The sequence below is a fragment of the Bartonella sp. MR63HLJHH genome, from assembly GCF_042194155.1.
Lineage (GTDB): Bacteria > Pseudomonadota > Alphaproteobacteria > Rhizobiales > Rhizobiaceae > Bartonella > Bartonella grahamii.
The window spans coordinates 58,579-74,330 of sequence record NZ_JBHIMN010000009.1; the positions used below are offsets into that span (position 1 = coordinate 58,579).

Consider the following 15,752-nt stretch of genomic DNA (forward strand, 5'->3'; position numbering starts at 1 on the left):
TATATCTTTGTTGGCGTAATATTTTAAATGGGGAGGCGATCTTATTGGGAAAGAATAAAGGGCTAGAAATCAGCTTTCCTCTGTACCACCATCCTTTAATTTAGCTTTATTTTGTTCAAAAGCATCTAAAGCACTATCTGTTAAATGATGAAGATCACGCATTATTTCACGCTTCAGTTTCTCTCGTTCTTTAATGGGGGCACGCGCCCCTCATGTAAAACAGAACGTCATTGTGTTGCCAATTCACGTGCTTTTTTAAAGAAACATCTCTTAAGGCACCCAATCCCATTTCACGGTGGTGTCCGTGAATGGTATAACGGTAAATCTATAGAGCACCACGATTTTTACGCTTCATAAAGGAGTAAGCTGGTGCATATTTGCCAGCTCGTGGGTGTTGCTACAGCTCTTGGCACTTGAGACGGTTCATCAGGGGCATTTTTAATCCTTTCTTAATAGTTTTTTATCCACAAGGGCTCTTCCCGCTTGTAACTTGCAAGAGACATGATTTTGGTTGATTCAACATGGAACATGTCTGAAATGAAAGGATCTTACGCTATTCTGGATTCTCATTTAACATGCAAAACAATGAACAATCTTTATAAATCAATATTTTGTCTTATGGTGGAGTTGGTGTGGCATTGAGATTTTAGAGGAAAAACACGCTTTTAAGAATTTATAACAGATAGCAAGTTTTTATAGCAGGTATATTAAATGTACATCATCTAAAATAAATGGAGCGTCTACAGCGAAGAAGGGGCTAACTTTTTTAAATCCGCATGAATGCTTATTCTGTTGTGCTGTAAAAACATCATCGCTTGAGGTGTGGTGTAAGACATAAAACTTTATGCATGGGGTGTTTTGATGAGAGAATGCTATGGTATTCAGTTTTTTATTCAATATGCAAAAGAAAAGTTATAAGTCAAAATCTTCTTTAATGTGATAATGATTTTTGAGAATTTAAAAAATATAAGTTTAAATAAAAAAGCAGCACTTTGTGCTGCCATTTTATTTAAGTTAAAATTAGCTTCTGCTTTAGAAACGATAACGTATCCCGCCAGACAAATTGGTGCCAGATACACCGGCTTTTTGCAGTTTTTGCCGATAGCTGATATCAGCGTTTAGTACGATTTTTTGAGAAAGATATGCATTCACCCCCATGCCTCCCTCAACTGAAGAGCCGGTAGGATCAACATGAAAGGTATCAGCAATTTTTATTGTTTTTCCATCACCAAAAGTTCTGATAACATTTACTTTACCATAGAAGGAAACAGCCTTACTTTCTTCAACAGCCATTATAGTTTTTGTTAAACGTCCACCAATACGCATCAACCATTGATGCGGGTTTCCCATGTCTACTTTTAAGCCATCGGCATCTGAGAAGATATCAAACATGAGATTTTGATAAATGAATTGTGCTTGTGGTTCAAATACCAATCCTTTTGTGTTGGTCGCTAATTTCTGACCAATGGTTGCAGATATATTAAGCATCTCCGTACCATCCAGTTGTGCGGCATTTCCAACAAGAGCTGTGGTAATATTTCCTTTTAACTTTCCGTAAGAAAGAAGGGTGTTTACATATATACCATTGCTATGTTGGATGCCGCTGTAAGCGGCAAGAGACCATTTATCAAGTGTCGTCTTTTCAGAATCTTGCATCTCTTTTGGCGTAAAGGCAAGTTTCCCGTATGTTCCTACAAAACCAAAATGTGTGCTTATGTCTTTGCCTTCCAAGGCGGCTAATATGACACCCAGTTGTAAAGCAGTATAGTTTACATCAGCACCATAACCATAATGCAGTGGATCGCGGTTGGAAGATAAGGTGACTTTCTCGCCGTAGGAAGAGAAAAAGATACCATTCTTTTTATTATCTTCTGCCCCAAATACTGTTGTTCGCATATTGTCTAACAACGTGTTTTGATTGTTTACATCAGTAAATCCAGCAGAAAATAAAGTATTAGATATGGTTAAATAGTTTGCTACCTGTGGTAAAAGTGCTCGAACTTTTTTATCCTTATCAATGTAGGCATTCTGTAAGCGGAAATCCCAAAAATTACTGTTCTTACCAAAAAGGTTTTGGCTTTCATGAGATGTTCCAGGTTTATAGCCTGTAAGTACATACTTATAAGGTTGTTTCCCTATTGTCATATAGTTTCCTGCTAACGTGAAGGAATTTTCGTTTGCTTGTCCGGAAACTTGAATGATTGAAATCCCATGTGTCCCTAAAGGAAGTGACGCCATGTCTTCTCCCCAAACAGCAGAGCTATCGGTTGTTTTTTTATCTGTTTCTTGGAGATTGATGTGAACAACAGTACGGCCTGAGACATCGCCATTAATCACAATGCGATCGGTCTGTTGCTCCGTGATAGGAGAATGTTTATCCCATTGAGTATTTACATAAATTTCTGCAACACCTGTTGCACTATAAACCGCTGTTGTATGAGCTGTTCCATCTGCTTTCGGAAGATTAGGTCCTATAAACAGAGTTTGGTAATGTCCCTCCATTGGCTTGTCAAACATAATGACACTATCTGTAAGGCGCAATCCAGAAAGGTTAGAGTATGATTTTTCATCAACACCAAACTGTACACGGTCATCTGAAACATTATCATTATTTCCAGCGTTTTTATTCGCCTTTAAAAGCCATTTCGTCCCCTCTTTTAGATCAAAAACAGTTCTATTATCTTTAGAAGTTTTTACTCGACCTTCTAAAGAAGAGTGGTTAGAAACCAGTGTAAGGGTGTTTGTGAAAGCATTTTCGTTTTTTATATTTTTTAATAAAATATCGGCATGAATTTCTGAATTTTTAAGGCTGACTTCACCGTTTATGCCTGTTCCATAAAGGTTGATACCCCTACCATGTTCAACGAAAATCTTTGTATTCTCTAGAGTTACTTTATCGGCAATATTGGCTAAATCTTGTTCTTGAACGGCGTTGGCATTCCTTTCAGCATTGCGTGTATATCGTTTTCTAGGGGCATTATACGGATTGTTGCGGAAAATAATACCGTCCGCTTCATGATTGCCCGTGACATGTACGCTTGAATCTTTCAGTTTGATTGTTCCTTCTATGTTGACCAAACCAGCTGTTTCTGCTGTTACAGTAATACCTGTAGCATCAATTTCTCCACCATCTGATACACTCAATGCAACAAAACGCGCATCAACTGTTCCCCCTATCATGTTGACTTTTGAATTATTTCCCTCTGCATGTACAGCAAAACCATTGTCTTGAATTTTTTTGTTATGTAGCGTTATGGTCTTACCGTTTTCAGCCTCAACTCTAGAGCTTATATCCTCAATTTGTGTAGACTTTTCAGGTTGTTTTATTGGTGATATTGGTTTTTCAAGCTCTGATTTTTCAGATATTTTTTGTGCAGAGGCAGATTGTACGGGCGCTGGTTTTACAGATTTTGGCGGTACCGATAATGCTGGTTTTCCAGTTTCTGGTCTTAAAGATATTGGCTGTGCGAGTTCTGGTTCTTTAGGCGTTGGCGATAGCTCTGTTGTTGGTTTTGTAAGTTCCACTCTTATAGGTTCTGAGTTTGTAAGTGTTGGTCGTAAACTGGGTGCAGGTTGTGGAGGTTCTGACTGTGATGATACAACAGAATTTTCGGGCATTTTTTTTCTGGAAGAGTCTGTAGAAGAGGTGAGAACACCTGAACGTCTTCTAGATTTTGCTTCCATTCCTGTTGTTGGAGCTATTTCTGTCGTTGGAGATTGTGTAAGAATATCTTGTGTGGTTGTAGGGTTAGATTGTACACCTTTTGCCACTTTAGTCTTTGATGTTTGTGTACTTCCTTGGCTAAGATCAGAGTTTTGTTTTGAAGAAGAAATTGTATTTCCAACTAAATTTCCTTCAAGTTGGGTTGTGGAAGGTAGAGTGCTCGTAGGAGTAGGCGTTGTAGATTCACTCTTTGTAACAAGAGGGGTTATGATCGTTCTTGTAGAGCTAGATGTTAAAGGTGGATATGAAGATGATGCATTTGAATGAGCGGGTTGTGGAGACGGGAGATCTATCGTAGGTTGTGCATTCGTATAATGAAGAGCATAAGACAAGCTGGTGGAAGAATAAAACAGAACTCCAGAAACTGTGTATAGTAAAAAACTTTTTTTCATATGGATGTATTCCTAAATATTTCCCCTCTCTCATAAAAGATAAAACTTTGACCTCATTATGTTTCTTTTGTAAGAGACAAAACGAAACATAATGAGAGTGCTTTATATTTCAAGATAGGAATACCAGTATTTTTAAAAGTGATAACGCATTCCAGCGGAAATATTTATTGCAGATATGCCATCTTTTTTAAATTTATGTTGATAGCTGAGATCATTATGAAACTCGATATTTTCAGATAAGTGCGCTTGAATACCAAAACCACCTTCGATTAAAAATCCCATAGCAGCAAGCGGAAGGTTTTCACTAAAAGTTTTGATCGCGTTCAGTTTGCCGTAGAAGGAAAGGGCATGGCCTTTGTTTTGCGTCAAACGTCCGCCAATACGGAGCAACCATTGATGAGGTTTGCTTATGTCTATTTTAGAGTTATCGTCATCTAAGAAAGAGCCAAGCATGAGACGCTGATAAACAAGTTGTGCTTGCGGTTCTAGGATTACACCTTTCAAACTGGTTGACAGTTTTTGACCAACAGTTGCAGCGGCCCCTAATGTTTTACTATTATTTACTTTTGAGGTATGTTTGATGAAAGCTGTGGTGTTATTTTCTTTGAAAATTCCATAAGAGAGAAATGCACTTGCATAGAGGCCACTGTCATGTTGAATATTTCCATATGCGGTGAGTGACCATTTATCAAGCATTTTCTTATGAGAGCTTTCTTTGTTTTTAGGAGTAAAAGACAATTTCCCATATGTTCCGAAAAGACCAAAATTGCTGCTGATATTTTGATCGTTTAGCGCTATTAATGTTGCCCCTGCTTGAAATGCAGCATAGCGAATATCTGCTTGAACACCATCTTGTTTTGCTTGAATGCTGGAAGAAAAGGTGCTCTTATTGCCATAAGTGGATAAGAAAACGCCTCTCTCTGGATGATCTTTGGGTTCAAACATTGTTATTTGCATATTGTCTAACGAGATATTTTGATTGTTGACATCAGAAAAACCGACAGAAAACATCGCGATAGGCATGACTAAAGAGCTTTCTTTTTGTGGCGTAAGAATTGTTCTTTTTTCTGCCAAATCAAGAGAAGCAGAAGTTGCGGCTGCTTCATTATCTGTAAGTTTAGAGGTGCTTTCGGTATCAGCGGTAGCGGTTCTCCTAACTTTTATGGGTAATTTCACATGAGCTTTTGCGGATGTGTTAAGAGTCGTTTTCGATGCTTGTGTTGGTGTGTTTATTAAATCAATGGTATGGCGTGTTTGAGGGTTTAAGCCAGAAGCGGTACTGGTAGACGTAAAATTAAAAGAAGAAAAAAACAAAGCACAAGCGGCTGTACATAAAAGATTCTTATGCATAGAGATGTTCCTTAAGATATTTTTCTTTGTTTTGCTAAAAATGAACCACTTTTTGACACACTACAATTTTTGTAATGTAGTAAAATATAAGCAGCACTGTTTTCATCTCAGCGCTGCTTATGCGTCAAAATAGAGAGCTAAGATTTCTAAAAGCGATAACGCATTCCACCGGAAAAATTAATTCCAGAGATACCAGCTTTTTGAAGTTTATGTTGGTAATTAACGTCAGCATGAAGTGCGATATTTTTAGAAAGTTGCGCGCTAATGCCAAGCCCACCTTCAAGGGAAGAGCCCATAGAATCGAGATAGAAAGATTCAATAACATCGATAGTGCGCTTTTCACCAAAAGCTTTGATGACATTCAATTTACCATAAAAAGAAAGAACACGATCTTTTTCAATGGGAAGCATTGTTTTCGTTAAACGCCCTCCAATACGGACCAACCATTGATGAGGGGTCTTTATATTAACCTGGAAGCCATCAATATCTGAAAGAGTGCCAAATGCAATGTGTTGATAAATAAGTTGTGCTTGTGGTTCAAAGGACACCCCTTCAACACCAGTTGCTAGTTTTTGTCCAACGGTAGCTGATATATTTAATGTATCCGTATTGTTTAACTCTGTGGTGTTGCCGATAAGGGCTGTTGTAATATGTCCGTTTAAAATGCCGTAAGAGAAAAGTGCATTAACATAGAGACCATTGTCATGGTGGAGGTTCCCATATGCCGTAAAGAACCATTTATCTAGTATGCTTTTGTCAGAACCTTCCATATCCTTTGGTGCAAAAGAAAGCTTTCCATATGTGCCTAAAAGACCAAGATTCGCGGTCATATTTTGATTTTCTAACGTTGCTAATGTCATGCCTGCTTGGATAGCAGCATAACGAACATCTGCACCATAACCATATTCCAATGGACTACGGCTGGAAGATAACGTTATCTTGTTTCCATAAGTCGATAAGAATATCCCTTTCTGTTTATGACCTTCTAATCCGAAAACTATTGAGTGCATATTATCTAATAGTGTATTTTGATTGTTTATATCAGCCAAGCCAGAGGAGAATATTGCATTATGCATAACCAAATAGCTTGCCATTTGAGGAACAAGAGCTTTGATCTTTCCTTCATCATCGAGAGTCGCACTTTGCAAGCGGAAATCCCAGAAATTCTCATTTTCTTCCAAGGGAGCTTGTCCATTGTTTTCTTTTTTAAGGGATGATGCATTGGTATTTTGTGCATCTTTCTGTTTTGATTCTTGTGATATTCCGCTTAAATGACTTTGTGTCTTATCGGCTGTCCCACGGCTGGATGTTGGTCCATAAACATTGAGTATGTATTTATAAGGTAAGCCCTCCATTGTGGTGTAGCCATGGGCAAGTTTGAAGGAATCTTCATTTGCTTGCCCAGAAACTTGAACAAGTGAGAGCCCACGCATATTCAAAGGAATTGAATCTTCTTCATCATCGAATGGTTCTGCATGCTTTGAAAGATTGTTGAAATAGATCGTTGTGGTACCTGAGACATCACCATGAACGAGAACACGGTCAGTTCTTTGTTGTTCTTTTGTAAGACCATTACTCCACTCTGTATTAAAGTAAATTCTTGCGTTGCCCAATGCATTGTAAACCGTTGTTGCATCGGAGCTTCTGTTTTGCTCTGCTTTTTGTGGATGTTTTCCTACATGCAAGGTTTGATAATGATTGTCTGCTAGTTTATGCGGTGCATTAAATATAATAGAGCTATTATTAAGGTTTAGGACTGAAACGATAGATTGTGCTCGTTTTTTAAGATCAAGGAGCTTATAATCAAATAGACTAAAACTATTTCCCAACTCAAATAGACTAATTTTTAAATGCCACTTGCTGTTATTGTTTAGGGTGAAAACCGTTGTATTTTGAGGAAGCGTTTTTGCTCTTCCTTCCATAATCGAATTATCAGCCTCTAATGTAAAAGTAGCAGGTTGAACCTCGAAGAAGGGTGAGACTTCATTTTTTAATAACATATCAGAACGAATTTCTGAGTTTTTAAGGTACACTGCATTCGTTTTGGGATAATAAGGTCCGAAAATACCTACACCGTCGTTTACAAGAAGTTTTGTATTATTAAGGATTGCTTTGTTTACAACTTCTTCTCCTTCTTTTATTGTAGAACTTGAAATATAACCAAAATTGATACCATAGGCTCTGCTGTGGCCTATGACCTTTAATGTTGAATCTTCAATATGGATTGTGCCGTTTGTGAGTGACAAACCATGCCCTTCTGCCTCTCCCACAATTCCTTTGGCATTAATTTGACCACCTGACGTTGCAGAAAGCAAAGTAAAGCCTGAGTGCATTATTGAGTTTGTAATGGTAATATGACCTTTCTTAGCAATCACGGCATCATACTTACCACGAACAAAAACATTATGAAGGCTCTTCTCTTCTCCATTAGCTACTTGGACCGTAGGAATCTCAAGAGGTTGTTTATTTGCATAAGTTGGAGCAAAATGAGAAAAAATGAAAGTTCCAGCAATTGTACATAACAAAAAATTTTTCTTATAAATATATTTCTTACACATAGATATGCCTTTAGTATTTGGTATGCTTTGATGCTTACTTCATTCCCCTGATGGCGCAAGTACCCAATCAGTTTTTATATCATTATATTTTTATTGTAAACAACAAAACGAATATTATGCTTTGTTATTTATCGTTTAAAAATTGGTCTTAGAAGAGCTTTTAAAATATAAAGCGCAATGCAGCGAAGATGGATTTCAGAAAACCTAGCTTGATAAGTATTTTTGTTTTAAAGTGCTAAGGATCAAAATATTTTGCAAGGATGTTTATTGCTTAAGGCTGTTGTTATGAAAACTCTACAAAGTTTTTGGAGAAGATTTGTTGTGCATTTACAAAAAGCTTTCAGTTGGTTTTCTTGTATATAGAATTATTCACTATGAATTTTTTTGATGTAAAAAAGCTAAAATATTTTGTATTTTTTATCGATATACAACAATTTTTATTGAATCCATTCGATTTTTATAAGTCAAAAAGGCGGCTCTCTTGAGACTTCAACAGTCATTGAGAGATAAAGAATTTTGTTGCATTTGGTTTGAATGAAACTAATCCTTTAAAGAAAGCTGTATAGAAAGAACCGTTATTGATGGCTCTTTCCTATAGATTGCAAAAAAAGCAGTACATTCGTACTGCTTTTTTATTAAAAATGAATAGACTATAAATTGTTTTTTGCCTTTTCTTAAAACTGATAGCGTATTCCGCCTGAAAAGCTTGCTCCAGATATACCAGTTTTTTGAAGCTTATGTTGATAGTTAACATCAGCATGAAGGGCGATATTTTGTGATAATTGTGCATTCACACCAAGTCCACCTTCAACAGAAGCTCCCATAGAATCAAAGTGGAATGATTCACCAATCTGTATGGTGTCATTGTTAGAAAAAGCTTTAATAATATTCAATTTACCATAGAGAGAAAGAATACTGCCTTTTTCAATAGAAATCGTCGTTTGTGTTAAGCGCCCACCAACACGCACTAAGTATTGATGAGGATTTCCCATATCTACATCAAAGCCATCGACATCTGAGAATGTGCCAAGCATGAGACGCTGATAAACAACTTGTGCTTGTGGTTCAAAGACCAATCCTTTTGTACTGGTTTCGAATTTTTGTCCAATGGTCGCCGATGCACTGAATGTATCAGCGTTTTTCAATTCTGCAGTCTTTCCTATGAGAGCTGTGGTGATATCTCCCTTGAGCATTCCATAGGAAAAGAGAGCATGGATATATGTACCATTATTATGGCGCAGTCCACTATATGCAGAAATTGACCATTTATTGAGTGTACTCTTGTCAGCACCTTCCATATCTTTTGGGGTGAAAGCTAATTTCCCATATGTCCCGAAAAGACCCAAATTGGTGGTTATGTTTTGATCTTCTAGAGCTACTGATGTAAAGCCTGCTTGTAAAGCAGCATAGTGAATATCGGCACCATAGCCATATTGCAATGGCGTACGGTGAGAGGATAATGTCATCTTATTTCCATAAGTCGAGAAGAAGATCCCTTTGTTTTTATGATTTTTTTTCTCAAAGCCTGTTTTTTGTATCGTGTTCAGTAAAGTGTTTTGATTGTTTACATCAGCCAGTCCAGCTGAGAATAGTGCGCTAGGCATGGACAAATAGCTTGCCACCTGAGGAACGAGAGCTCTGATCTTTCCTTCATCATCGAGCGTTGCACTTTGCAAGCGGAAATCCCAGAAATTCTGATTTTCTCTCAAATGGTTTTGTGTGCTCCCTATTTGCTCAGAATTTGGTGTTGATTCACCTTTTATATTATCCTCAATCTTTAAAACTACACCACCTAATACAACGGGGGTCGTGTCGGTTTTTGAGGACGTTTCTTTTGATTGTTGAGTTACTTCTCCTAAATGGCTTTGTGTGCTCTCTGCTTTTCCAAGACGTGATGTCGGTCCATAGGCATTTAAGACATATTTATAAGGCAAACTGCCCATTGTGACATAGCCATTTGCTAGTTTGAAGGCATTTTCATCTGTTTTTCCAGATACTTGAATGAGCGACAGTCCACGCATATTCGCGGGAATAGAAGCTTCTTCTTTTGATGGCGCACCTTTTGAAAGACTATTGAAACTAATTGTTGTGGTGCCTGATACATCTCCATGGACAAGAAGGCGGTCAGTTTTTTGTTGTTCTCTTTTTAAACCATCACTCCATTCTGTATTGAAATAAATCCTTGCATTGCCTACTGCATTATAAACGGTTTTTATAGCAGGATCCCTGTTTTCGTGTGGATTAGGGAGCTCAATCGTTCGTCCTACACTCAAGGTTTGATATTGACTCTTTGCCAGCCTATGTGGTGCATTAAACACAATAGAGCTATTATTGAAGTTCAGTACTGAAACGGTAGACAGTGCTCGTTGCTTAATATCATGGAGTGCATAATTAAATGAACTAAAATCACGATTTATGTCGTATTGACTTACATTTAAATACCATTTGCTATTGTTATTTAAATTAAAAACAGTTGTATTTACTGCTAAGGTTCTTGCTCTTCCTTCCATAATCGAATTATCGGCGGTTAATACAAAAGTCACAGGATGAGGATCTGAATCTGTTTTCTTTTTTACATTATTTTGTAATAGTACATCAGAACGAATTTCTGAATTTCTAAGTTGAACCTCGGCAACAGACTTTGAAGATGATGGTCCTAAAATACCGACACCATTTTTCACAAGAAGTTTTGTATTGTTAAGAATTGCCTTATTGATAACTTCTTCACCATCTTTCAGAAAATAATCTAAAATGCTATGAAAAACAATACCGGATTGTTTTTTGCTTTCTATGAATGAATCTTCAATGTTAATGATACCGTTTGAAATCGATAGACCAGTATACAGGGCATTGGCTTTTACTTCTTTAGCATTAATACGTCCACCTTGTGATACAGCAAAAGCAAACGAAGCTGAATGTATTGTTGAGTTCGTAATTGTGGCAATTGCTTTTTCAGAGGCGTGCACTGCGCTCAATCCATTGCGGATAAAAACGTTATTAAGAGTTTTTTCTTCTCCTTTTTCCAGCTTAAACTCACTAATAATTTCAGGAGGTTGTCTATTTGCATAAGTTGGAGCAAAATGAGAAAAAATGAAAGTTCCAGCAATTGTACATAACAAAAAATTTTTCTTATAAATATATTTCTTACACATAGATATGCCTTTAGTATTTGGTATGCTTTGATGCTTACTTCATTCCCCTGATGGCGCAAGTACCCAATCAGTTTTTATATCATTATGTTTTTATTGTAAACAACAAAACGAATTATAGTTATGGTGTTCTCTATGATTTGAAGTTTTTCTTAAGAAAAACTTTTTAATGATCATAAGAAGTCGGGAAAAATGGATTTCATAAAACCTAGCTTGGTCAAGCTTATGCTAAAAAACACTATGAAGTATGATATTTAAAATTGTCTATTAAGGATAATCGTTATAAAAACTCTATAGCGTTGAGATGTATTATTTTGTGCACTCACCAAAACGATCAGCAAATTTTCTCTGCTATAAGAAGAAGAGATGAGGGGGCTATTCACAGGCTTTCTTTAAAGAGACTTTTCCTTAAGGGTAGCAAAGCCTATTTCGCGACGGTGGTTATGAATGTTATAACGCTAAAGCCATAGAGTCTCATCATCTTTACGCTTACGAAGGAGCAAGCTGATACCTTTAAGCTTAATAAAAGAGCAAGCCCATCACACACTTTGCTAGCTCCCAATGTTTGTGACAAGCTCTTGGTTCTTCAGACAGTTCATTATAGGGCTTCTTAAGCTTTTCTTATATAACTTTGCTCCACACGCCAGCCCCGCTTGTAACGTGCAAGAAAATTTTTAATTGATTCAACATGAAACAAGTTTGAAATGAGAGAATTCTACGATATTCGGGACTCTCATTTAACATGCAAAATAAATAATTATCTTTATAAATCAATATATTGTATGGAATGAGAGGGATAAGCATTGTCAAAATGCTTTGCCTAAAAAACGCTACATGGAAATATAAATGAATCCTTACAGGTGGTGTTAAGCTAATGGATTGAAGAAACAGATTAAAGGTACGAAGAGAGAGCTTCTTTTATCATTATCTTTTCCAATGTTCTTTTCTTTAATATTGTCTAAAAATATACTTTGCTTAGCTTTATAGACAAATTCGATAATGAATATGCTGCGCGATTCGTGTAAATAGGAGGGAAGGAGATCATTGAGGAGAAAGAAAAAAGTTTCAGGGAATAAGAATAGTAGCTTACATAGATTAAAAAAGGCAGCATATTGTGCTGCCTTTTTGTTAAATTGAATAGAATGATAGGCTACTTTTACAGTCTTTTCTTAAAACTGATAGCGTATTCCACCTGAAAAGCTCGCACCAGAGATACCAGTTTTCTGAAGCTTTTGTTGATAGCTTACATCACCATGAAGGGAGAAATTGTGAGACAGTTGTGCATTGATGCCAATGCCGCCTTCGATTGCAGGTCCCATAGGATCAAGGTCAAAGTCTCTACCAATATGAATGCTACCATCATCACCAAAAGTTTTGATCAAGTTTACTTTTCCATAGAAAGACATAGGACGGTTGTTTTCAGTGGAAATGGTTTTGGTCAAACGCCCACCAACACGGATTAACCATTGAGAAGGATTGTTCATATCAACAGTGAAATTATCAGCATCTTCAATGGTGTTAAACATCAAATGTTGATAGGCAATTTGTGCTTGTGGCTCAAATGTTAAACCTTCCATTCCGGTTGCAAACTCTTTGCCAATAGTGGTGGAAACACTCAACATTTTGGCATTTTTCAATTTTGCGGTTTTGCCAATGAGAGCATTGCCGATATCTCCTTTTAGAATTCCATAGGATAACAGTGTATCAATGTAGAAACCATTGTCATGTTGCACGCTGCCATAGGCTGTCAGTGACCATTTATCCAGCGTGTTCTTACCGGCATCTGACATGTCCTTTGGTGTAAACGACAGCTGCCCATAGGTACCTACAAGACCGAGATGTGTTGTGGTATTTTGCCCTTCAATTGCTGCCAATGTAACACCGGCTTGGAGAGCAGCATAACGAATATCAGCACCATAACCATATTTGAGAGGACCACGCTCAGAAGATAAAGTTCCTGTGCTTCCATAGGTGTATAAGAAGAAACCTGTTTGTTTCTCTTCTTCTTTTCCTAAGACGGATGTTCTCATCGTGGCTAAAAGCGCGTTTTGTTTAGCCATATCGGTTAATCCACTGTAGAAGAGAGCATTTGGCATGACCAAATAGCTTGCTGTTTGTGGTACAGGGGCAACGGCAGGGATATTTGTTTCAGGATCAGGAGTTGAACCAGAACCAGAACCAGAACCATTTCCAAGCAGTTCTGGTTGCAAACGGAAATCCCAGAAATTTTTATTCTTTTCATCAAACAGGTTTTGCGCAATATCGGCTTTGCCTTGGCTTGAATCTGGTCCATAGGCACGTAGTGTATACATATCTGGTAAACCACCTCTTGTGGTGTAGCCATTTACAAGTTTGAAAGAGCTTTCTTCTGCTTTTCCAGAAACTTGAATGAGTGAAAGACCACGGACATTGGCAGCAGCAGAGGTGTTTGCTTCGACATTGTCATCTTCTAAGCGCCCCGTAACATAAACTGATGTTGTTCCAGAGACATCCCCATTGATCAAAAGTCTATCGGTTTTTTGCTCATTTATTGCAGCACCATCACTCCATTCTGCGTTGAAGTAAATCTTTGCATCACCCGTTGCATTGTAGACTGCTTTTGTGTCTGGTTTACCAGAACCTATATGCAATGTTTGGTAATGCTCTTCTGTTGGTTCGCTAAAAACAATGGAGCTATTATCAAGACTAAGCGTGGAAATATCAGAACGAGATCTTTGAGCAATATCAAGCAGATTGCCATCATCATCTTTTTCGTTTTTGCTGATTTTCAACGTCCATGTTGTATTGTTTTTCAGATCAAAGTGTACATTTCTGCCTTTAGCAATATTCGCTCTGCCTTCTAGAGTAGACTGATCTGCGCTTAATGTGAAGGTACCGTTGGAGATCGATTTTAAACCTACCTGGTTCCAAAACTCTTTATCTTTCCAATAAATGCCGTTTCCTAGTAAAACATCGGCATGGATTTCTGAATTTTTGAGATTTGCGGTACCGATTGCCAGATTTGCATTATTTTCAATATCGTTGTCAGTGAAAGCTCCAATAAGAATTCCAATACCATTTTCAACATGAAGTTTTGTATTGACCAAATTGATTTCACTGCTTTTATGTTTTTGTGGATTATCGGGATCCGTGTAAGAGAGAGACATGATCTGCAAACCACCGATTTTTGCTGTTGCAGAAACATTTGTTACATCAATATGCCCGCCGTTTTCTGTATATAATGCAGCTTTTTTCCCAAATACTGTTCCGTCTGTCATTGTGATTTGGGATTGTGGACCGCTTGCATGGAGTCCACTGCCATCAGATGCATTAATTTTAGCATTGTCTTTTATGATAATGGTGCTATCACTTTGAGCATATGCCCCTGAGGTTTTTACATTAAATTCTCCCCCTGATACGTTTATTTGAGAATTAAAAGCGGTGGCTATGCCTATATTCTCCTGAGTAACTGTTACATTTTTCAAAGTAAGGTTGCTGTCATGAGTGGCTACTACCCCGAAAAGTTGTTGGTCATCGTCTTTACCACTTGATATTTTTACATTTTCTAGCTTGTTCTCAGCGCTCTTACTGTTATTAAAAGAAGCGCCTATTATAGAAGCTGTAATAGAACCTCCAGTCATCTTGATCGTGCCGTTTCGTTGTGTAACAAGCCCCGTTGAAACATCCTTAATCGTTGTATTATGTAATTCAATTATGCTTCCAGAGTCATCGGCGATTGCACCGTTTCCGGTGCCATCTGTCGATGTTATAGTAATACCAGTGACATCAATCTGTCCGCCGTTTTCGGCAAACAATGTGCCTGTACCCCATCCACTTACTGTTCCTCCAGTCATTGTGATCTTAGATTCTATACCATCAGCATGGAGTCCATAACTACTGGATGTTGTAATCTCAGCCTTGTTGTCGATAGTAATCGTGCTGCCATTTGAAGCATATATTCCATCGAGTTCTCCATCAAATGATCCTCCAGAGATTGTTATTGTCGAGTGATCATCTGCCTTTAGAGCGTGCGATGCATGCATAACAGTTACGTTTTTTAAGGTGAGCGTGCTTCCCTTGGTAACTATTCCTGAGAGTAATTGCAGGCCATCTTTATCTAAGTCTGATATCTCTACGTCTTTTAGCATGTTTTCGCTGCTATTCGTGTTATTAAAAGAAGCGCCAACAAAGGCAGTTGCAATGGAACCTCCAATCATTTTGATTGTAGCTCCGTCTTTGGCTTCAAGACCTAGGCCAATATCAGAATCAAGTTTTGGGATAATTCTACTATCCTGTAATTCAATTACACTGTTAACACCTTCAGCTGTTACAGCGTATACATCGTAATGGCCTGGGTGGTTTATCGTTAAATTCTTGCCAATGATTTTTCCACCGTCTTTTGCGTGAATAGTTTCATAGGTTTTATCGGATACTGGTATTGTTTTTCCCTCAGAAACTTCAAGAATTTCAGCACGTGCACTGAACTGGATGTTGAACAGGATGATAGCGGCTGTAGCCGTGCATGATAAAAGGAATGTTTTATACACCAGTATTCTCCTTATGAGAGCCCCCAAATATTCATTTCCCCGCGAACTTCATA

General features: G+C 37.7%; 6 protein-coding genes. 1 reads left to right on the forward strand and 5 read right to left on the reverse strand.

All coding sequences use genetic code 11. The features are described 5' to 3' along the window. Positions 1-1,032: 1,032 nt before the first annotated feature. The gene (locus tag ACFIKQ_RS07165) at positions 1,033-3,180 is read right to left on the reverse strand and encodes an autotransporter outer membrane beta-barrel domain-containing protein (RefSeq protein WP_375656190.1); all 2,148 of its coding nucleotides are present in this window, start codon (positions 3,178-3,180) and stop codon (positions 1,033-1,035) included. A gap of 73 nt (positions 3,181-3,253) precedes the next feature. On the opposite strand from ACFIKQ_RS07165, the gene ACFIKQ_RS07170 reads away from it, so the two are divergent. Beyond that, positions 3,254-3,991, forward strand: a complete 738-nt coding sequence (locus ACFIKQ_RS07170) for a hypothetical protein (RefSeq protein WP_375656191.1) — start codon at positions 3,254-3,256, stop codon at positions 3,989-3,991. Between the two features lie 257 nt (positions 3,992-4,248). On the opposite strand, the gene ACFIKQ_RS07175 is transcribed toward ACFIKQ_RS07170, so the two are convergent. The 4 genes from ACFIKQ_RS07175 to ACFIKQ_RS07190 form a co-directional block, all read right to left on the reverse strand. Beyond that, a complete protein-coding gene (locus ACFIKQ_RS07175) occupies positions 4,249-5,466 on the reverse strand; it encodes an autotransporter outer membrane beta-barrel domain-containing protein (RefSeq protein WP_375636407.1) in 1,218 nt (405 codons plus the stop codon). A 146-nt stretch (positions 5,467-5,612) separates the two neighbouring features. Next, the gene (locus ACFIKQ_RS07180; RefSeq protein ID WP_375656192.1) at positions 5,613-8,024 is read right to left on the reverse strand and encodes an autotransporter outer membrane beta-barrel domain-containing protein; all 2,412 of its coding nucleotides are present in this window, start codon (positions 8,022-8,024) and stop codon (positions 5,613-5,615) included. 674 nt (positions 8,025-8,698) lie between these two features. Continuing rightward, on the reverse strand, positions 8,699-11,176 hold the full coding sequence (locus ACFIKQ_RS07185; protein ID WP_375656193.1) for an autotransporter outer membrane beta-barrel domain-containing protein: 2,478 nt from the start codon (positions 11,174-11,176) through the stop codon (positions 8,699-8,701). 1,166 nt (positions 11,177-12,342) lie between these two features. Continuing rightward, on the reverse strand, positions 12,343-15,699 hold the full coding sequence (locus ACFIKQ_RS07190) for an autotransporter outer membrane beta-barrel domain-containing protein (RefSeq protein WP_375656194.1): 3,357 nt from the start codon (positions 15,697-15,699) through the stop codon (positions 12,343-12,345). Positions 15,700-15,752: the final 53 nt, after the last annotated feature.

Coding starts and splice junctions, on each gene's coding strand:
- ACFIKQ_RS07165 (WP_375656190.1), bottom strand. CDS start 3,180: ATGATAGGGGGAACAGTTGATGCGCGTTTTGTTGCATTGAGTGTATCA.
- ACFIKQ_RS07170 (WP_375656191.1), top strand. CDS start 3,254: ATGGTCTTACCGTTTTCAGCCTCAACTCTAGAGCTTATATCCTCAATT.
- ACFIKQ_RS07175 (WP_375636407.1), bottom strand. CDS start 5,466: ATGCATAAGAATCTTTTATGTACAGCCGCTTGTGCTTTGTTTTTTTCT.
- ACFIKQ_RS07180 (WP_375656192.1), bottom strand. CDS start 8,024: ATGTGTAAGAAATATATTTATAAGAAAAATTTTTTGTTATGTACAATT.
- ACFIKQ_RS07185 (WP_375656193.1), bottom strand. CDS start 11,176: ATGTGTAAGAAATATATTTATAAGAAAAATTTTTTGTTATGTACAATT.